Here is a 19,713-nt window from a genome sequence, read left to right as displayed (position 1 = left end):
GAAAACGATCTAAGCGTCTGGGATCGGGCGCTTCCGGACGGCCTTCCGTCTCTTCGCCTGGTACGCGCTATCCGGCCGGTGCGAGTTCCTGCTCGACCAGCGTCGACCAGAAGGCAACGCCCGGCCCGATCGCCGCATCGTTGAAATCATAGGCAGTGTTGTGGTGGAGCGCGCCATCGACGGCGGGCCCGTTGCCGAGCCAGACGTAGCAGCCGGGCGCTTCGAGCCCGAAGAAGGCGAAGTCGTCGCCTGCCGTCGAGGGCGGGAACGCCGTGCGGGTCTTCGCACCGAAGATCGTCTGGGCCGCCTTCAACGCCCGCGCACTGGCATCGGCGTCGTTGACGACAGGCGGAATGCGGCGCTCGAATTCATAGTCGACGGAAATCCCGTACATTTCGGCCGTGCCGCGTGCGAGCCGGCCGATCTCCGTTTCGAGCTGGTCGCGGACTTCGGGCGTGTAGGCACGCGCGGTACCGCCGATCTCCACCACATCGGGAATGACGTTCAGCGCCTTCGGGTCGCCGGCGCGCACGGAACAGGCGCTGACGACGGCCGGCTGCAGCGGATCGACGACACGGCCGACGATCGATTGCAGCGAGGCGAGGAAGGTGCCTGATGCCGTTACCGGATCGCGACCGAGATGCGGCTTGGCGCCGTGGGTGCCGACGCCGCGGAAGGTGAGCCGCCAGCTATCCGATGAGGCAAGCTGGGGGCCCGCGACGACGGCCATTTCATCCGGATCGAGGCCGGGCATATTGTGCAGGCCGTAAACGGCATCGCAGGGGAAGAGCTCGAAGAGTCCATCCTCGACCATGCGCTTCGCGCCGCCTCGCCCCTCTTCGGCCGGCTGGAAGATAAAGTGCACGGTGCCGGAGAAATTGCGGGTCTTCGCGAGATGGCGGGCAGCGCCAAGCAGCATCGCCGTGTGGCCGTCATGGCCGCAGGCATGCATCTTGCCGGGCTCCCGGGATTTGTAGGGGCGATCGGCGATCTCCGGCATGGCAAGCGCGTCCATGTCGGCGCGAAGGCCGATCGACCGCGTTCCATTGCCCACCTGCAGCGTGCCGATGACGCCGGTTTTCCCCAGGCCCCGGTGAACCCTTAAGCCTGCCTCTTCAAGCCATTTGGCAACGAGGTCGCTGGTGCGCACCTCCTCGAAACCCAATTCCGGATGAGCATGCAGATCGCGACGGAGGTCGGTGAGGAAGGTGAGGTCGTCGGCTATTCCGTCTGGCAGGCGCATCGGCAGGCATTCCCATGTTTCATCCGGTGAAGGGGCTTGTGAATTCCGCACGCTTTGCTCGGCCTGCGGTGCCCTTTCGGTTTGATCGAAGTCGCAAACGGTATAGACGAAAACCGCCGGGACCAGAACAGCAAGCCGGGCCTTTTTGATCGCCTTCATTCCGGGCGAAAGCATGCAGACGAGGACGAAACCGATGCAGCCCCACGACTTCTGGCAGGATATCTATCCGCCGAAAAGCTTCGACATTCAGGCGGGATATCGGGATTTCTTCCCGGCGACACTTGGTGATAACAGCCAAATCCTGTTGCCGATCCGGCCGCTCGGCGACGGCAAGCACGCGCTCGCTTCGCTGATCGTCAATCAGGCCAGTTTTGCCGTCGAGGATGCTCTGGCAACGGAACTCGCGGCGAAGCTTACCGCCTTCGAGCCTGACGTCGTTGCCGGCCTGCCGACGCTCGGTCTGACGCTTGCCTCCGCCGTTGCACGCAAGCTCGGCCATAGCCGCTACGTGCCGCTCGGGACGTCCCGGAAGTTCTGGTACGTGGATGACCTGTCGGTGCCGCTGTCTTCGATCACCACGCCCGACCAGAAGAAGCGGCTCTATGTCGATCCGCGCATGCTGCCGCTGCTGAAGGGGAAACGCGTGGCGCTGATCGACGATGTAATCTCCAGCGGCACGTCGATCGTTGCAGGACTCACGCTGATGGACGCCTGCGGTATCGCACCGGTTGCGATCGGCGCTGCCATGCTGCAGACCGAGCGCTGGCGCCAACCGCTCGCCGAGCTTGCACCCCATTGGCTTCAGCGTGTTGTCGGAGTGTTCCACACGCCGATGCTTCAGCGCGACGAGAATGGCATCTGGCGTCCCGTTTAAGTTATTGATGCGCCGGAAGCGATACGACGAAGCAGGCGCCCCCGTCCGACGGAGCCTGATAGCGGACCGCGCCGCCGTGGCGCTCGGCGATCTGGCGCACCAAGGCCAGCCCCAATCCCCAGCCGCCTGAGGCCTCGCCGCGTCCCGAGGGGCGGTAGAAGGGCTCGAAAACACGAGTGCTCTCGTTCTCCGGCACGCCCGGGCCGTGATCGCGAACCCTGAGTTCAACCGTGCCGCCTGCCCGCGAAACGGTGGCCGTGACAGGAGGACGACCGTGGCGCAGCGCGTTCTGCATGAGATTGCGCACGAGCCTGCCGAGTAAGCGCGCATCGCCTCTGACGATCGCGGCGGCGCCGGTGACGTCGACGCCGTTGCGCGCGCCTTCTTCCGAGACCAACGCCAGAAGATCGATGGGTTCGAGCGCGTCGAGCCTCTCTATGTGGTCAAGCCGGCTTGCCAGCAGGATCTCCTCGACCAGGGTGTCGAGCTCTGCAAGGTTGCGGACGATCTCCTCCTTGCGGTTGTCGTCCGGGGCCTGTTCATAGAGGTCGATCGCCATCCGCAGGCGCGCGAGCGGTGAGCGCAGTTCGTGGCTGGCATTGGCGAGAAGTGCGCGGTGTGACTTGATCAGCCGCTCGACATGATCGGCGGCCTTGTTGAAGCTCTTCGCCACCGCCGCAACCTCGTCGCTGCCATCGTCGGGCACGCGCGCCACGAAATCGCCGGTGCCCCAGGCATCCACGCCTGCGCGCAGCCGCTCCAGCCGACGGGTCAGGTGGCGCACGACCGGATAGGCTGCAAGCCCGATGACGCCGGCAATCAAGGCCAGATAGGCGAGCGGATTGCGGCCGGACGGGCGGAAAGGCGGCGCCATGCGCACGGCCACCGTGCGTCCGTCGGGCAACGCGGTCACCATGGTATGGAACCGGCCCCTGCCATGAGGCCACGATCCGTTTACCGCGCCAGGTGGTAGCGGCCGGCCGGCATTAGCGATCAGCTTGCCTTGCGGATCATAGACGGCGATGTCGGCGCCTAAGCCCTTTGAAAAACGCTCCAGCGTCTCCTCGACCGACTGCCGGTCCATGTCGGGCGGGATAAGCGTCGCGACGAAACGGGCGCGCTGGCTCTGCCAACTGGAGTCATCCTCGTCCTGCCCCAGCCACACGAACGCGGCACTGGCGATGGCGACCGCCGCAAGGCTCGCCAGCAGTGTCAGGTAGATCTTCAGGAACAGCCGGCTGCGCATCGCCTATCTCTCATCGTCCTGGAAGCGGGCGAAAACATAACCGGCGCCGCGCACCGTGATGATGCGCCTTGGATGCTTGTGATCGGTCTCGATGGCCGCCCTGATGCGCGACACATGGACGTCGATCGAGCGGTCGAATGCATCGAGCTCCTCGCCTTTGACCATGTCCATCAATTGCTCGCGCGACAGAATGCGGCCGGCATTCTCGGCAAGCGCCACGAGCAAGTCGAACTGGTAGCTGGTCAACGTACATTCGCGGCCATTGACCCTGACCGAGCGGGACCCCGGATCGATCTCCAGCCGTCCGAAGCGAAAGGCCCGCGAAGTGGCTGCACGACCGTGGCGGCGACGCAGGATCGCCTTCAGCCGCGCCAGCAATTCGCGCGGGTTGAAGGGCTTGGGCAGATAATCATCGGCGCCGAGCTCCAGCCCAACGATACGGTCTGTCTCTTCGCCTTTGGCGGTGAGCATCAGGATAGGCACGTCAGAGACCGAACGAATGCGCCGACAGGCCTCGAAGCCGTCAAGGTCCGGCAGCATGACATCGAGAATGACGACGTCCGGTGCACAGCGGGCGAGGTCGGCAAGGGCAGCCGTGGCGGTCGCCACCGTGTGCACGGTATAGCCGTTTCCGGAAAGATAGTCGGCGAGCATGGCGGAAAGGCGCGTATCGTCGTCAACGATCAGGACCCGTTCCACCATCTCTTCTCGCTCCGTTCGTAGCCTTCAGGCGCGCGCCTCATGAGAGGCGCGGAGACGCCGTAACACTTCAAATCGCTGCATGTTCTTGTCCCTAAATCAGCTCCAAGGAAAGATGCAGCAGCCGAGCCGGTCTTACCACCGACCGTGGCCTCCGCGCTCCTTCAAATGCTCGGCGAGCTTGGCGCGCTGTTCAGGTGTCAGCACTTCCGCGGCGTCGATGAGCGCGGTCGTCATCTTGCGCGAGGCCGCGTCGATGGCTGCTATGCGCTCACTGCGCAGTTTTTCAGCCGCGGTGCGGTCGATCGTCGGCGATCCGAGAAGTTCGATAACCTGGTCACGCGTCTCGCGGAAGTCTCGGAAAGTCGGGCGTATCTCAGCGCGCGCCGTGTCGATGATGTTCCAAAGCTTGTCTTCCTGCTCGGATGTGGCATCAAGTTCATCGAGCACGGAACCGATCCGGTGTTCCATAAAGCCGCCGCCTCCCATGTATGCGTGCATCATGTGGCCGCCCATTCTGAAGCCGAAATCGCTGCGCGCGGCCGCAAAACCGATCCCGCCGATAACCGCGGCGGCTGCGAGGCCGCCGATCAGGAGGCGTCGCCCCCATTGCTTCGGGGCGGGTCCACCCGCGGCCGGGGTCGCCAGCGTCTTGTCCTCATTTTCCATTGCCAGTCTCCTTTCAGTCCGCAGCAGTTGCTGCGGTGAGGGAAATCTAGCGGGCGAACGTTTCGAGCGTTCCGCGCGAATGTAAAGAAATGTAAAGCCAGCCGCATGCCCGCCCAACCCTCGCACTGGGCATGAGACGCCCCGGCTGCCACTGGTTTTGCTCAAACGAGTCGCAGCTGCCTGTTGCTGCTACGAGCCGGTGGCGGCCCGATTTCCTCGGGCTGGATTGAGCTCAAATATCTCTGCGCCTCGAATTGCTTTGATCGAAATCACTTCCCCCGTGTGGGCTGGGTGCCCTGTAGTTTGCCGCCAGCTTTGCTTCAAAGCGTTTCGGGCCAGCACTAGGTTGAGGCTAGGCGGCATACACTAACGCATGATCCTGACCGGATAGCCAGCCTATCAGGTTGTGAATCCAAATAGCTGCGCCGCGTGCCACAGATCACTCCGTGGTCTGCGAAAATCTCCACAATCCCTCTGTCGTAGATGACGCGCAAATCCGACGCCTGAGGCAATGTGCCCTCGTATCGGATCGAACCGTCATCCTGGGGCAGGCTCACAGATATGGTTCCATCTTTCACACAAATTGTGAAAGAAGGCCGACCTTGTTGAGTAGCCGAAATTGAGGTGCCCTCCAGAGGGCCGTCAAGGCGAACCTCGATCGGCGCATCGGGCAAGGGGAAAAGCAACGGCTCAATGGGCTGTACAGCGATGCGGTCAACTTTGCCATCAAACTCAGAGGCGGGCCTCATACATATGCGGTTAAGTTCATCTAAGTACAGCTCCCGAGGGACGGACATCTCCCCCGAATAGGGTGACCCATCTGGTTTTCGGAACTCCCAGTTGAACAGCCACGCGAGTGCTATCTGCCTACCAGATGCCGAGAAGCTTTGCATTGCATAGAAGTCCGTCCCGAAGTCGAGGAGTTGAAGCGTGTCCGAGTGAGGAACAAAGCGATCGTCGAAAAAATCTCCAACAAGCCCGTAAAGGAGGTTGTGCCGGCCGCTTTCAGGATCGCGATGGCCCACAAAACCCATAATCAGTACCCATTTGCCACCGACGGTGAAGAAGTCCGGGCATTCGACTGCCCTTGCTCCCTCGAGACGGAAAGATGGAGGTGCGCGGAAAAGCGGTCCCAAATAGCTCCAGTCGACCAAGTTATCGGATCCATAAAGCAGAACCGCCGGGTCGCCGTGTATGGAGGCGCCGAGTACCATACGATAGGCGCCGTTGACTTCATCCCACCAAACTTTGGGATCGCGAAAATCGTGCTCCACTGCCTTGGGACGCTCCTCCAGGACTGTCACGATGCTTTCTGCTTTGATGATCCGACGATCTGGGCGAGCGATTTTCTGAACTTCCCGATAGCCTTTGAAGAGGTCATAGGCGGGAAGGCGCTCCGTGTAGAAGAACATCAAGGTTCCATCTCGATCGCGAAATGCGTTGCCGGAGAAGGCGCCTCCGGTGGCTCCGAGGCGCCATAAGTTCTGTTCTGGATGCAGAAAGACCGGCATGTGGAGCCAATTGATCAGGTCGTGGCTGGTCGCATGTCCCCAATGCATCGGTCCCCAGTCGCTGCCGATGGGATGGAATTGATAAAACAGGTGCCATAGCTCGCCGACTTTGCAGAGACCAACGGGGTCATTCATCCAATGTCGGCAGGGAGAAAAATGGATTTGCGGGCGATCGGGATCGCTCTCCAGCCACGTGTCGATATCTTTGCCGACGCGGAGCGATATTTTGTCAGCGCTGAACTCCCAGAGCCTTATGCCTTCCTCAGCGACCTTCGCCGGGTCGTAGGAATAGGCCCAGAGGAACGACTCTGGTCTGTCCCATTCGACGATGACCGTGCCAGCTTCCCGATGGTGATAGGAATAATAGGCTGGGTGAGATTCAAGAGCTGACGCTTGCCACAGAATCTGGTCATCCTGCGAGATTGTAACGGCACCGGGTCCGGAGGCCCAGAATTCCAGACGTTCGCCTGAGGCGAAGAAAACAGTCTCTTTAGCCATATATCGACACGCAATTTAGAGAAAGGGGCCGGCCTGAAACCGACCTCGGTTACTTCCAGGAGGAGGTTTAGCTGTTCGAAAGCCCACGTTCGGGCCAGTGCCGCGCGGGCCACTATTGCCCAGGAACTGGAGTGCCCCTGAATGCATTCAGCGTTCTGTCCATCTCAACCTGTTCGTCATTGCCTGAATCTAGGACAGTATTCCGGGCCGCCTCTTTTTGCACCCGTACTGCCGTTACTTCGAGCGCCTTCAAGTTATCAGTTGAAAGCAACGCGCCCACTTGTGTTGAAAAACAGGCGCTGTTTGGTGCGTCGTTGATTTGTGATATTTCGGTTGTGGCCACAATGTGATTATTGGCTATGTAATTGCCGTTACCGGAAACTACATTAATTATCACAGGCTTTGCTGAGGCTGGCTTGATATATTGTGTATCTATTGTTTGCGAAATGTGGTTGGCGATGATTGAATTGTTGCTGCCGTCGATCCGCAAAAGCCCGAACAGATCATCCAATCCGTTATCGTACTTCTGCATGGGCGCCCATGGCTCGCGGTCTCGCAAGAAGTGATTTGAGGAGACCAAGTTCTCGCAACAATTGGCGGCAAAAACCAACATGCCGGGATAAAAGGAATGAAATCTATTTCCTGTGATCGAGGAACGCACCACGCCGGAAAAATAGACACTGCTAGCTCCCCGAGGGAATACGTTGTTTGAGGATACTAGAATGCCCCCATAGTTTTCAGCGTAAATGGAATGTCCATTATATCCGGCCCCGACAAAGTTATTCGCTATCCTTGAGGCCTGTCCCATACCTTTCAATTCGATGCAGTTGCCGCACTCTGCGATGAAATTGTTATCTATCGCGAGCGCATCTGCATCATGAACAGTAACTCCATGCTCCAGATAGATGAGACCCATCCCCGTTATTCGGAATGAGTCATTCGGGCTGCCTACATAGATTCCCGTTTTGCCATTCTTGTATGTATTTTCTGCATCATTTTTCCCCGAGCTATCGTCAACGAAGTGCAGGCCATCGATGCAAAAATCGGCAAACTCCACAGAGCTTATACGAGGATTTCCGGTGCGCTTAACATAAAACGCGGCTCCAGCAGCCTCGCCGTCGGCGGCCTCTGGAGAAGTGTCCACGAGTATGCGACTTCCGCCCGGCCACACTTCGTGCCAGTGCGCCAGTTCGTTTGCGGGTATGTTGAAGCGGATGCTCGAAGACGTAAAACCATGTCCAGAGCCCACGATTTTCAAATAACTCACGTCTATAACGACTTGAGTGACAAGACGATAATCGCCTGGCGGTATATAGATCACTGCCCCAGGTTTTCCGCCATCATTTAGATCGGAAACCGGTTGCCTGCTTTTAATATCCTCAATGATACTATTGATGACCGCTCCGATATCCTCATGGGGATTACCGACGGGATACTTCGTTACATCGTAACAGTTTTCGCTAACCATTTTTAATGTCTGCGCGGACATCTCTTGCTCCACAGCGCGTTTTCGATTGGCTTGTTGCTCGCAATCGTTGCAGGCGATTGGTGTTGACAGCCGGGCTAGTCACTCTTGGTTTTCTCCGCGTCACCAGATGCTGGTGCGGGTGTCCGGTTCAAAGAAGTGAAGTTCTTCGGCATCGACGGCGATGCGCGCGATATCACCTGCGCGTACTGTGCTCTTCGGAGAAAAGCGGGCTACAGCAGCTCTTTCGTCGCCGATGTCGGCGACGGCATCCGGGTCGCCAGCATCCACCCACGCTGCGTCGATATTCAGATGCACCAGGGATTCAGAGCCTAGCGCCTCGACAAGAGTGACCGGGGCCGAGATCTCGGCCGAAGAAGGTCGGATCGCAGCGTCGTTCATGTGCTCGGGCCGGAAACCAACAATGACCTGACGGTTAGACGCACCGTTGAGGGAGGGGCGGTATTCGAAAACCCGGTCTGGGATTTCGAAACTATTGCTGCCCAGAGTCAGCGTCCTTCCATTCAGAACGGCCTCGTACAAGTTCATCGAGGGCGATCCGATAAAGGCGGCGACAAAGACATTTTCTGGGCGATTGTAAAGGTTTTGCGGTGTGTCGACTTGCTGGAGCACGCCGCCTTTCATGACAGCTACGCGGTCGCCCATCGTCATCGCCTCGACCTGATCGTGGGTCACATAAATCGTAGTGACATTCAGTTTTCGTTGCAGGCTGGCGATCTCGCCGCGCATCTGCACGCGCAGCTTGGCATCGAGATTGGAAAGCGGTTCGTCCATCAGAAATGCTGCCGGCTTGCGAACGATCGCCCGTCCCATGGCGACCCGCTGGCGCTGGCCGCCCGAAAGGAGCGCCGGTTTGCGGTCCAGTAAAGCAGTCAGCTCGAGAATGCGTGCAGCCTCGTTAACGCGACTGTCGATTTCGGTCGTCGGCAGTCTCGCCATCTGCAGAGGAAAGGCTATGTTTTCGCGGACCGTCTTATGGGGATAAAGCGCGTAGGACTGGAACACCATTGCGATGTCGCGATCCTTGGGATCGATATGGTTGACAACCCTGTCGCCGATCCTGAGTTCGCCGCTGGAAATACTCTCCAGGCCGGCGATCATACGCAGCGCGGTCGACTTCCCACACCCCGACGGGCCCACAAACACCATGAACTCGCCGTCTCTGATATCGAAGTTGAGGTCGTGAAGGGCGTGAAAGCGGTTGCCGTAGACCTTGTTGATATTGCGCAGCTCTATGCCGGCCATGCTTCTGTCTCCCTCATCCCTTTACAGCGCCGAATGTCAGGCCGCCGACGATCTGCTTTTGAAGTGCTAGCGTTACGACGATGACCGGAAGCGAGTAGAGCACCGCGGCCGCGGTCATCGCGCCCCAGGCAAGCCCGTAGACCGAGTTGTATTCGGCGATGACGATTGGTGCTGTTTTCGTAGCCTCTGATGTCAGCAGCAACGCGTAGAGGAACTCGTTCCAGCTCGTGATGAAGGTGAAGAGCGCGGTGACTGCGATCCCACCCGTCATGACCGGAAGGACGATCTTCCGAAAGGCCTGGAAACGCGTGCAGCCATCCATGCGAGCTGCTTCTTCGAGCTCCCTCGGCATGCCTTCGAAGAAGGCGGACATGAGCAATAGCGCCAGCGGCACGGCGGCCGAGGTGTGGGCGAGAACAAGGCCCGGGACCGTATCGAGTAAGCCCAGAGACTTCAAAAGCTGGAACAGTGGCACACCCAAGGACACCGACGGCACCATGCGCGTGACCAGCGCAAAGAGCAGGAAGAGGGTCGTGATCCTGCGCCGGTACTGTGTGGCGACGTAGGCAGCGGGAACGGCCACTGCCAGCGAAAGCGCGGTTGTCAGCACCGCCACAGTGAGAGAGTTGACGAAGGCTTTCGGTAGCGTCGACGATCGCAGGACTTCGCGAAAATTTTCGAACGATAGAACGGCCGGAAAGAAGCTCGGCGGGATCTGCTGGACATCGGCCGCCGGCTTGATGGAGGTCATGAGCAGATACATGTAGGGCAGCGCGTACGACAACACGAGCACGAGAGCCGCCCCGTTTATCAATATCCCACTGACATTGAGGTGGCGAGCCTTATGCATGGACCGGCCTCCAGATCTTCCAATAGGCGAGGGCAGCCAAGAGCATCATGACGATAAGGAAGAGGGCACCGGATGCGGATGCTTCCCCGAGGTCGCCGAAACGAACCATGCGTTGGTAGATGTTCATCGAGAACACTTCCGAGGCATGGCGGGGACCACCTTGGGTCTGTATCCAGATCAGGTCGAAAGTCTTGGCGGCGTCCACGCCGCGTACGATGACGACGACTGCGATCACCGGCCGCATGAGCGGCAGGGTTACGTGCCAGAAGCGCTTGAGCGCATTCGCCCCGTCGATCCGGGCTGCTTCCAGCAGGTCCTTTGGGATATTCGTCAACCCGGCATAGGACACAAGAGCGACAAAGGAGGTCGTCAACCAGATGTCGGCAAAGGAGACAGAATAGATGACAATGTCCTCGCTGGAGAGCCAGGCAATTTCATTGGGATCGTCGATCAGACCCAAGCGAACGAGCCCGTAGTTGAGGATGCCGATATTGCCGACGAGGAGAAACCGCCACAGCAGGCCCGCGACGATGGGTGGGACCATCAACGGCAGAGCGAAGATCGTACGGTGCCAACGCGACTCCCCAGCCATGGCCGAAAACAATAACGCAGCACAGAAACCGAAAGTGAATTCAAAGAACAACGCAAAGACCGAATACTGAACGGTCCTCAGCGCGCTCTCCGCAACGCGTTTCGACGTTAACGCGTCGACATAGTTCTGCAGCCCGACCCACTCGCGTATGTTCGGTGTGATCGTATCGACCTTGAAAAAGGAATCGAATATCAGGAGCCCGACCGGGTAAGCGACCAGCAATCCGAGGATCGCTACCGCAGGCGCAAGCATGCAGAGCACAAATCGGTCTTCACCCGACATGTCCGTCTCCAAGAGATGATATTGCGGGCGGCATCTCATCCGCCCGCGACATTGAGGTAAACGTCGGATTAATTGAGGATGTCCTCAATCGTCTCCTTGGCTTCCTTCAGCACTTCTGCGACATCCGCCTTGCAAGTCAGTGCCTCCTGGACAGCGGGCAAGACAGCTTCGTCGACGATTTCCTGATATTTCTCGTTGATCGGCCGGCCTTGTGTCGCGGGCGCGCTCAGCGTCTCGAGAAGTGGGGCGAAGTGTTCATACCCCGATTTTCCCGAATAGCTGCGATAGGCGGAATTCGTTGCGGCAAGGCCGAGCGGCGCCTCAATGCCCAACGCATTGTTGGCGATCGCGAAAGCGATGAATTTCTTCGCCGCGTCCTTGTGCTGGGAAGTCGAGGGGACAACGTTGTACCAAGGGCCAGGAATAGCGGCGATTCCGGCGTCGCCGGCCAACATCGGCACGACGCCGACTTTGCCGCTGACCTTTGAATCTGCAGGCGTCATCTTATAGGCGTGTGCCCAGAACTTCGTCATGGCCGTCTTGCCCTGGTAGAACAGGTTCTGTGCCTCGCCCCAGCCGATTTCGTTGACGTTTTCTGGAACCGAATGATCCACGCAGTGCGACGCAATATAGAATTCGAGCGCCTTCTGATGCGCGTCATTGTCAATGATGACCTGCCCATCCTTATCGAGAATCACACCGGGTGAACCCGCCTGCAGCACATGGGCCATCCACTCCTCAGAGAAGGTGCCGATGGTGTCGGTACCCCAGAAGTCAATCTTGCCATCGCCATCGGTGTCGCGCGTGAAGAATTTCGCGATCTCACGCCACTGCTGCCATGTCTTGGGAGGAGCGAGGGGGTAGCCATACTTCGCCTGAAACGCTTCCTTCTCCTCCGGCTTATCGAAGAGATCTTTGCGATAGAAGACGATCTCGGCATTTGCCCAAGCAGGCATGCCAATCACTTTGTCACCGACCTTCGCGTCTGCCAGCAAGGCTGGCGGCAAGTCCGCTCGAATTGCATCGGTAAAAAGAGATGAAATGTCTTCGACGTGGCTGGCGAATTTCGCATTCCAAACGACATCGATAGTAATGACATCGAACGCAGAAGAGCCGGAGGCGATTTCGGCTGAGAACTTATCAAAGACGCCCTGGTAGGGAACGACGGTGAAGTTCACCTCTATTCCGGTCTCGGCGGTGAACTTTTCGGCGACAGCCTTCTGCAGCATCTCGCCGCCGCCTTCCACCAAGATATTGATGGTCTCGGCTTTGGCAGAGGCCGCCATGAGAACAAGCGCGAGCGCGCTAGCACCAACCAGTCTCTTCATCGATTCCTCCCTCGCTTGCCTGGGCGCTTGTGTTAGTGCCCTTGCTTTGTCGGAACATAGTCGCCTTATGACGACGTTGTCAACGCGCGTTGTCGACGTTGTCAGAAAAATATGTCGACGTTGTCATGTCGCTGGTTTAAAACGGTGCCCAGCAAGGAGATTGGTGGGACATGGTCAGCATTATCAGCGTCGCGAAAGCGGCCGGGGTTTCCAACAAAACAGTTTCACGAGTTATCAACGGTGAGCCTTATGTGACTGAGGAAACCCGGGAGCGTGTGGAAAAGGCTATCCGGGACCTGGGCTATATTCCGAACATGGCGGCGCGCCTCATTCGTTCGAGCCGCTCCAACACCTTCGGCATCATCACAGACTATGTGTCTACCACACCCTATTCGGTCGACATTGTGCGGGGAATACAGGATTGGGCAAATGCCAACGGGAAGACCATCCTCATGGCAAATACAGGCGGCTCTATCGAGAGAGAGGCTGAAGTCTGGAAAATGTTTCAGTCCCATCGGATTGATGGGGTCCTTTATGTCACAATGTACCGTCGCACCGTGGATCCTGAGGCAGGCGATGTCCAGATTCCGACGGTGATGATCAACTGCAGGTCTCAGACGAACGAACTGTTACCGTCGATCGAGCCTGATGACTACCAGGGTGCGCAAGATCTTACCCGCTATCTGCTTGACAAGGGTCATCGAAAGATCGGCTACATCCGGCTCAATCCAATTCTTCAGGGGGCGGAACTGCGCCTGGAAGCATTCCTCAAAACAACCAGGGAATTCGGTCTCACCGAGGGCGACCTCGCTATCAAACTTGGCATGGAAGGGCCCGTCGGGTCAGAAAACAACTACGTCTTTGCGGCAGCGACTGAAATGCTCATGCAGAAGGACCGTCCTACCGCGATAATGAGCGGCAACGACGAAATGGCGATCCAAATTTACATCGCAGCTTTGTCTCTGGGGCTGCGGATCCCAGAAGATATCAGCATTGTGGGCTTCGACGATTTCCGGACCGTTTCGATGGCCTTGAAACCTGAACTGACGACGGCTGCACTACCATACTATGACCTCGGGTTGACGGGTGCGGAACGCTTGAACACGCTTTTACAGGGTAACAAAAGTGACCGACCTCAATGGGTGTTGCCCTGCAAGCTCATAGAACGCGGATCTGTCAGCCCGCCCGCGTGTTCTTGATAAATTATCCTTTGGTGGTTCTCGCTGAGCTTCTTGATGTCGGCGGCCTATGTTCATGCACGCCAAGTGCGCTCGCAACGGTCTTGCTCGCAATCCCGTCGGTGCAGCGAAGCCGCTCCGCCTCGCTCGAAACCCGTCGGTCGGCCAGTCGCACTTGCCACTGCCCAATTTCCCATGGAGGGGCCAAGCGTACAATGTAATGAAGTTCAGATTGAAGTAATGAGTTCAGTTTGAAGTCCAAGGCGCCTCCACCATCGCGCAAGCGCCTCGGATGCTGTATTGGGCAGCCGCCCTGCGGCAACGCCCTATTTCGCCGGTCTTACCTGATAGTAGACCGTCGATTGCGCGCCCTCCGCCTTGGCAATCGTATAGACGTCGTAGGTGGCCTGCGGGTCGTTGCCCATGCCGAGCGAGCCTGAGGGCATGCCGGGGACGGCGAGCCCGGCGATATCGGGCCGCTCAGACAGGAGCTTGCGGACTGCTTCCAGCGGCACGTGCCCCTCGATGATATAGCCGTCGATGACGGCGGTGTGGCAACCTTCCATGTCGGCCGGCACTGCGAAGCGCGTCTTGATGACCGACATATCGGCTTCGTCGTGGATGTCGACCTTGTAGCCGGCGGCCTCCATCGCTTCGGCCCATTGCTCGCAACAGCCGCATTGCGGATCCTTGTAGATGGCCATGGTGCCGGTTGCCGCCGCGGCGCCTGTCGCAAAGAGGGTGATGCCCGCAATCGTGCCTGCCACGAAATGTCTGCGTAACACATCCATCGGACGCTCCTTTCCCGTTTCTGCCTGATGAGAGGATTGTGGCGCCCGGGCCGCGCGAAGTCGACCCGGGCTCATTGTCGCAGTTACTTGATTTCGGTCACGGTCAGCTTGCCGTTGACCCGGTCGGCCACGAATTCGATCGCAGCACCTTCCTTGAGTTTTGCCAGCAAGGCATCGTCGCCGACGCGGAACACCATGGTCATGGCCGGCATGTCGAGGTTCTTCAGGTCCTCGTGGTCGATCGTCACCTTCTTGGTCTTGGTGTCGATCTTCTTGACGACGCCCTTGGTGAACTCCGCCGCCTGGGCGGGGAGGGCAAACGTTGCGGAGACAGCGAGCGCGAACGCTGCGACGAGGGTGCCTACTGATTTCATGGTTTCATCCTTTCCTTTTGCTCTTGGTTACTTCTTCACGACATCGAGCGGACCGTGCATGCCGGCGTCGTAGTGGCCGGGCACCAGGCAGGCGAACTCGAAGGTGCCGTCATTGGCGAAGGTCCAGTAGATATCGCCGGACTTGCCGGGCTCGAGGCGAATGGCGTTCGGGTCGTCGTGCTCCATGTCGGGAAACTTCTCCATGGTGGCCTTGTGTTCCTGGATCGTCGCCTTGTCATCGAGGACGAATTCGTGAGCGAGTTCGCCTGCGTTCTTGATCGCGAAGTGGACCGTCTGACCCTGTCGGACCTTGATGGTGGCCGGGGTGAAAATCATCTTGCCGTCGTCGGTTTCCTTCATGGTGATGCGGATCGTCTGGGTCGCCTTTTTCTTGTCGCCGGCTTCGCCGATGGACACCTCGCCGTGGCCGCCGGCATGGCTGCCGCTGGCAAGTGCCTGGGAGGAAAGGGCGGAGGCGGCAATGAATGCCAGAGCGGTTGCTGTCTTCTTCATCGTATGTTTCCTGGTGGATTTGAGATAGTTCGTTGCGATCTGCCGTTCCGTCATGGTTTCGGCGTGATCACGGTCTTGGCATCCTTGGCCCGCGTTGCTTCCGGCAGTTCGCCGGTCCACTCGAAGGCCTGCGTTCCCGGCGGGTTTTCGTACCAGCCGGGGTCGCTGTAATCGCCGGCGGAGATGCCCTCGCGCACCTTCACCACCGAGAACATGCCGCCCATCTCCAGCGCGCCGTGCGGACCCCAGCCGGTCATCATCGGGATCGTGTTGTCGGGGAGCGGCATTTCCATTTCGCCCATATCGGCCATGCCGGCCGTACCCATGGGCATGTAGTCGGGCTTGACCTTGCGGATCTTGGCCGCGACGGATTTCTTGTCGGCGCCGATGAAGGTCGGGATGTCGTGTCCCATCGCATTCATCGTGTGGTGCGACTTGTGGCAGTGGATCGCCCAGTCGCCCTCGTACTTGGCGTCGAACTCGTAGGCGCGCATGGCGCCGACGGGAATGTCGATCGTCACTTCCGGCCAGCGAGCTTCCGGCCGCACCCAGCCGCCGTCGGTGCAGGTCACCTCGAAATCGTAGCCGTGCATGTGGATCGGATGGTTGGTCATGGTGAGGTTTCCGACCCGCACGCGCACCCGGTCGTTCTTGGAAACGACCAGCGGATCGATGTCCGGGAAAATGCGGCTGTTCCAGCACCACATGTTGAAGTCGGTCATTTCCATGATGCGCGGAACATAGGTGCCGGGGTCAATGTCATAGGCGTTGAGCAGGAACACGAAGTCGCGGTCGACGCGCATGAAGTGCGGATCCTTTGGGTGCACCACGAAGAAGCCCATCATGCCCATGGCCATCTGGACCATCTCGTCGGCATGCGGGTGGTACATGAAGGTGCCGGACTTCACGAGGTCGAACTCGTAGACATAGGTCTTGCCGGCCGGAATATGCGGCTGCGACAGGCCGCCGACGCCATCCATGCCCGACGGCAGGATCATGCCGTGCCAATGGACAGTGGTGTGCTCCGGCAGCTTGTTGGTGACGAAGATCCTGACGCGGTCGCCTTCGACCGCCTCGATCGTCGGACCCGGCGACTGGCCGTTATAGCCCCAGAGATAGGCGGTCATGCCATCCGCCATTTCCCGCTCGACCGGCTCGGCAACGAGGTGGAACTCCTTGACGCCGTTGTTCATGCGGTGCGGCAGCGTCCAGCCGTTGAGGGTGACGACCGGCTGATAGTCGGGTCCGCTCGTCGGAACGAGAGGTTTCTGGGTCGTGGCATTGTCCATGCTTGCCGCTTCCGGCAGGCCGGAGTTGGAGGTCTGCGCCCAGGCGGCGGTCGAAACGAGAGCCGCGCCGGCGCCGAGGAAGTGCCTTCTGTTGAACATCATGCGATCCTTCTTAATGTCCTGCGCCGCCGGCTTCGGCTGCTGCCGGCGCCGCTGCTGCTCCAGCCGATCCGCCTGATCCGCCGCCGTGGATGGCCGTCATCAGATCGGCATCGGCCAGCCAGAAATCGCGCTTCGCGTTGACGGCGAGCACCGTCGAATTGACCTTGGCCCTGACGTCGGCAAGCAGTTCGAAGGTGCTGGTGATCATGCCGTTGTAGCTGAGCGTTGCTTCCTCCTCGATCTTCGTTCGCAGCGGCACGACATTGTTGCGATAGTGCCGGGCAATCTCGTAGCGCGAGCGATAGGCCCCATAGGCCGAGCGCGCCTCGGAGCGGATGTTGACCGCCTTTTCCGCAAGCAAGTTCGCCGCCCGCATATGAGCGAGCTCCGCCTTGCGCATGCGCGCGCTTCCGGTGTCGAAGATCGGGATGACGAATTCGAGCTCGAATTGTCCCGTTGTCTCAACCTTGGTGTCGTGATCCTCGCGCTCCCGTTCGGTTTCGGCGCCGGCGACCAATTCAAGGTCGGTCACGTAGCGGGTCGCTTCGGTCAGCTGGTAGGACTTCGCCACGGCTTCGAGATCGAGCCGCGCGATCTGCAGGTCGACACGGCGCTTCAGCGCTTCCGCCTCGATGCTGTCCCTGCGGGCGAGCGTCTTCGGCAGGTTCGGCAAGCGGTTCGGGACCTGGTAGTCAACGTCGGCGCCCCAGAGGCCCATCAGTCGTGTGAGGTTTTCCTTGGCAAGACGCGCCGCAAGCCGGGCTTCGGCCGCCTGGCCGGCGAGTTCCGCGTTGAAGACGTGCTCACGCGCCTGATTGCCCTTGCCCATGGCGCCGGTCTCGCCGAGTTTCGCCGCCAGTTCGGAAGAGGCGTCCGCCGCAGCCTGTGCTTGGCTGAGTTGCCCGACGGTTTCCCATGCGGCGACTGTTTCGATCCAGGCGCGGCGCGTTTCGGCGGCAAGCTGCAAGGTGCTGAGTGCCGCGGTGAGCTGTGCCTGGCGAAAGCGCGCATCGGCGACGGCGATATTCTTGTCGCGGGTCAGGAGTGCCAGGATGTTGGTGGTGACGAGACCCTCGATAGCTTCGTAGGCTTGGAGCTCCGGTGTGCCGATGCCGGTGGTACCGATCGAGACGGTGGGGTTGAGGAAGAGCGTCGCCTGCCAGGCATCCGCTGAGGCATCGCCCAAGTCGGCATAGGCCGCCTGCAGCCCCTTGTTGTTGAGTAGAGCGATCTGAACGGCGGTGTCGGCGTCGACCGTCTTGCGCTTCAGGAGCGCCTTGACCTCGGCATTGACCTTGTCGGCCTGCTCGCGGTTCTGGATCCAGACGCTTTTCTTGGTTGCCGCTGTGGAGACCTTGGCATCCACGGTCGCAAAGCCGGCATCCTTCGCCGAATACTCGGCATTGGTGGCGCAGCCGGCAAGCACGAGCGGCAGTCCGATCGCTGCCGCGAGATTGAAACGACGGAGCCTCATGACGCGTCTCCCTTGGCGGTCGACTGCGCGTCGTTGAGCGGACCCCAGGCCTTGGGGCCGGTCGGTTCGCGGTGGGTGTAGCCCGAAATGGGGCTACGATACTGCGTGCTTCGAATGCCGCTGGAGCTGTCAGCAGGATCGCCAAGGCTTGAGACCTCGGCAGGCAAAGTGGCAGCGCATCCGCCCAGGATGATGGGCAGGAGCGCCATGGAAAACAAACGTTTCATGGTCAAACCTGAAATGTGAAGGGCAGAGATCGGCGACGACCGGAAGCAGACCGGGCGGGCCTCGTCGCGGACCGCGCTACAGCTCCGTGCACCTCGCTCGGCACGCAAAGGTCGCTGTAACACTTTGAATTACTGCAGGTTCAGCCCCTTAAATCCGCCAGGATCAAGGGAAACGTGCAGTCGCGGTCACGGATTCGCGAAGTCAGGCTCTTGGGGGGCGATGAAGGTCGTCGAGCTCACCCGGAGTGAGCTGCGGGTGCGGCCCGAAATTGCGGACCGAGCGTGGGAAGGCGGGATGGCTCTCGTCAGCATCGCCAAGCACCGCCACGGCGGCGCAGAAGGTCTTGCAGCAATCCTTCTTGTCGGCCTTGCCGTTTTCCTGGCTCGGCTTCACCTTGCCCTTGTCGAGGCTCGGGCAGTGCTCGGTGGCAACTTGCGCCGGATTGGCGAACGCCTCGATCTGCATCGAGCCATGCGTGGCCACATGCATCATGCCGGAAGCGGTGGAAAAGGGCAGCAGGGCCAGCGACAAAGCGATCGCCAGCTTCAGCGCAATCCGCAAACGCAGATATATGATTCGCACCTTTTCCATGATCGATCCGTAGAAACGCAGTTGATTCCTGTCAATGCTGCTGGCGCTCAGCCGCGTCACGAATGCGTGAGACCCGGCCAGATGTATCCGTGTCATCCATGCCGCCGGTTGCGAACCGGATCGATGCCGGCCGTGCCGAAGCGGGCGGGCTCCGTCGCCTTGCCCGGCGTATTTCCGGCGTCGGCGAGGTCATCGAGAATGGGACATTCCGGGCGTCCGTCGCCGTTGCAATGGGCGGCCAGATATTTCAGCGTCCGGCTCATCGCCTTCAGTTCCTCTGCCTTGCGCTCCAGGATCTCCACATGTTCGAGCGCAATCTTCTTGACCTCGCCGCTGGCGCGCGACCGGTCGCGCCAAAGCGCCAGAAGGTCGGCCATCTGCTCGACGGTGAAGCCGAGATCCCGCGAGCGGCGGATGAAGCGCAGCGTATGGATGTCGTTTTCGCCATAGTTGCGGTAGCCGGCCTCGCTGCGGTCGGCCGGTGGAATAAGACCGATCGTCTCGTAATAGCGGATCATTTTCGTCGAAACGCCAGAGGCGCGTGAGGCTTCACCGATATTCATGATTTCATCCTTGCTACCGCCTTGCGGCCATTCCCTTCGAATATAGGGCCCTTCGAATATAGGGGCTCTCCCCGGCTCCCGCCACGC

The 19,713-nt window shown here is 59.7% G+C and carries 20 protein-coding genes; 2 read left to right on the top strand and 18 right to left on the bottom strand.

Features of this window, described 5'->3' with window-relative positions; genetic code table 11:
• Positions 1-67: 67 nt before the first annotated feature.
• Positions 68-1,243 (bottom strand): M20 aminoacylase family protein, encoded by a 1,176-nt coding sequence (locus tag BHMPCIPO_RS20665; RefSeq protein WP_173518707.1) that lies wholly within the window; start codon positions 1,241-1,243, stop codon positions 68-70.
• A gap of 172 nt (positions 1,244-1,415) precedes the next feature.
• Here BHMPCIPO_RS20665 and BHMPCIPO_RS20660 point away from each other — a divergent pair, with 172 nt between their 5' ends.
• Entirely contained in the window at positions 1,416-2,117 is a 702-nt protein-coding gene (locus tag BHMPCIPO_RS20660) for a phosphoribosyltransferase (protein ID WP_282439088.1), read from the top strand.
• A 1-nt stretch (position 2,118) separates the two neighbouring features.
• Here the strand turns inward: BHMPCIPO_RS20660 and BHMPCIPO_RS20655 are convergent, their stop codons facing one another.
• From BHMPCIPO_RS20655 to BHMPCIPO_RS20615, 9 genes are all read right to left on the bottom strand, one after another.
• Positions 2,119-3,363: a sensor histidine kinase gene (locus BHMPCIPO_RS20655; RefSeq protein WP_173518705.1), complete on the bottom strand. Its 1,245-nt coding sequence runs from the start codon at positions 3,361-3,363 to the stop codon at positions 2,119-2,121.
• A gap of 3 nt (positions 3,364-3,366) precedes the next feature.
• Complete coding sequence (locus BHMPCIPO_RS20650; RefSeq protein WP_173518704.1) at positions 3,367-4,065, bottom strand: response regulator; 699 nt, start codon at positions 4,063-4,065, stop codon at positions 3,367-3,369.
• Positions 4,066-4,197: 132 nt separating this feature from the next.
• On the bottom strand, positions 4,198-4,731 hold the full coding sequence (locus tag BHMPCIPO_RS20645) for a Spy/CpxP family protein refolding chaperone (RefSeq protein WP_173520117.1): 534 nt from the start codon (positions 4,729-4,731) through the stop codon (positions 4,198-4,200).
• Positions 4,732-5,072: 341 nt separating this feature from the next.
• Positions 5,073-6,740, bottom strand: coding sequence for a GH32 C-terminal domain-containing protein (locus tag BHMPCIPO_RS20640; protein ID WP_173518703.1), 1,668 nt, complete (start codon positions 6,738-6,740; stop codon positions 5,073-5,075).
• Between the two features lie 112 nt (positions 6,741-6,852).
• Positions 6,853-8,208, bottom strand: a complete 1,356-nt coding sequence (locus BHMPCIPO_RS20635) for a NosD domain-containing protein (protein WP_173520116.1) — start codon at positions 8,206-8,208, stop codon at positions 6,853-6,855.
• 120 nt (positions 8,209-8,328) lie between these two features.
• Positions 8,329-9,471 (bottom strand): ABC transporter ATP-binding protein, encoded by a 1,143-nt coding sequence (locus BHMPCIPO_RS20630; RefSeq protein WP_173518702.1) that lies wholly within the window; start codon positions 9,469-9,471, stop codon positions 8,329-8,331.
• Positions 9,472-9,484: 13 nt separating this feature from the next.
• Positions 9,485-10,321, bottom strand: a complete 837-nt coding sequence (locus BHMPCIPO_RS20625; RefSeq protein ID WP_173518701.1) for a carbohydrate ABC transporter permease — start codon at positions 10,319-10,321, stop codon at positions 9,485-9,487.
• Positions 10,314-11,195: a carbohydrate ABC transporter permease gene (locus BHMPCIPO_RS20620; protein ID WP_173518700.1), complete on the bottom strand. Its 882-nt coding sequence runs from the start codon at positions 11,193-11,195 to the stop codon at positions 10,314-10,316. Before BHMPCIPO_RS20620 ends, BHMPCIPO_RS20625 begins: the two co-directional genes overlap by 8 nt.
• Before the next feature lie 68 nt (positions 11,196-11,263).
• Positions 11,264-12,523, bottom strand: a complete 1,260-nt coding sequence (locus BHMPCIPO_RS20615; RefSeq protein WP_173518699.1) for an ABC transporter substrate-binding protein — start codon at positions 12,521-12,523, stop codon at positions 11,264-11,266.
• A 170-nt stretch (positions 12,524-12,693) separates the two neighbouring features.
• Here BHMPCIPO_RS20615 and BHMPCIPO_RS20610 point away from each other — a divergent pair, with 170 nt between their 5' ends.
• Complete coding sequence (locus BHMPCIPO_RS20610; protein ID WP_173518698.1) at positions 12,694-13,722, top strand: LacI family DNA-binding transcriptional regulator; 1,029 nt, start codon at positions 12,694-12,696, stop codon at positions 13,720-13,722.
• A gap of 305 nt (positions 13,723-14,027) precedes the next feature.
• On the opposite strand, the gene BHMPCIPO_RS20605 is transcribed toward BHMPCIPO_RS20610, so the two are convergent.
• The 8 genes from BHMPCIPO_RS20605 to cueR form a co-directional block, all read right to left on the bottom strand.
• Entirely contained in the window at positions 14,028-14,492 is a 465-nt protein-coding gene (locus BHMPCIPO_RS20605; protein ID WP_173518697.1) for a DUF411 domain-containing protein, read from the bottom strand.
• Between the two features lie 83 nt (positions 14,493-14,575).
• Positions 14,576-14,866, bottom strand: a complete 291-nt coding sequence (locus BHMPCIPO_RS20600; RefSeq protein ID WP_173518696.1) for a copper-binding protein — start codon at positions 14,864-14,866, stop codon at positions 14,576-14,578.
• A 27-nt stretch (positions 14,867-14,893) separates the two neighbouring features.
• Positions 14,894-15,379: a cupredoxin domain-containing protein gene (locus BHMPCIPO_RS20595; RefSeq protein ID WP_173518695.1), complete on the bottom strand. Its 486-nt coding sequence runs from the start codon at positions 15,377-15,379 to the stop codon at positions 14,894-14,896.
• A gap of 50 nt (positions 15,380-15,429) precedes the next feature.
• Complete coding sequence (locus tag BHMPCIPO_RS20590; RefSeq protein WP_173520115.1) at positions 15,430-16,767, bottom strand: multicopper oxidase family protein; 1,338 nt, start codon at positions 16,765-16,767, stop codon at positions 15,430-15,432.
• 13 nt (positions 16,768-16,780) lie between these two features.
• The gene (locus tag BHMPCIPO_RS20585; protein ID WP_173518694.1) at positions 16,781-18,244 is read right to left on the bottom strand and encodes a TolC family protein; all 1,464 of its coding nucleotides are present in this window, start codon (positions 18,242-18,244) and stop codon (positions 16,781-16,783) included.
• The gene (locus BHMPCIPO_RS20580; RefSeq protein ID WP_173518693.1) at positions 18,241-18,471 is read right to left on the bottom strand and encodes a hypothetical protein; all 231 of its coding nucleotides are present in this window, start codon (positions 18,469-18,471) and stop codon (positions 18,241-18,243) included. The genes BHMPCIPO_RS20585 and BHMPCIPO_RS20580 overlap by 4 nt, the downstream gene beginning before the upstream one ends.
• A 202-nt stretch (positions 18,472-18,673) precedes the next feature.
• On the bottom strand, positions 18,674-19,063 hold the full coding sequence (locus BHMPCIPO_RS20575; RefSeq protein WP_173518692.1) for a hypothetical protein: 390 nt from the start codon (positions 19,061-19,063) through the stop codon (positions 18,674-18,676).
• 92 nt (positions 19,064-19,155) lie between these two features.
• Positions 19,156-19,626, bottom strand: a complete 471-nt coding sequence (cueR, locus tag BHMPCIPO_RS20570) for a Cu(I)-responsive transcriptional regulator (protein ID WP_173518691.1) — start codon at positions 19,624-19,626, stop codon at positions 19,156-19,158.
• Between the last annotated feature and the right edge of the window lie 87 nt (positions 19,627-19,713).

This window comes from Ensifer sesbaniae (assembly GCF_013283665.1).
GTDB lineage: Bacteria > Pseudomonadota > Alphaproteobacteria > Rhizobiales > Rhizobiaceae > Ensifer > Ensifer sesbaniae.
This window is presented reverse-complemented; position numbering and strand designations above follow the sequence as displayed.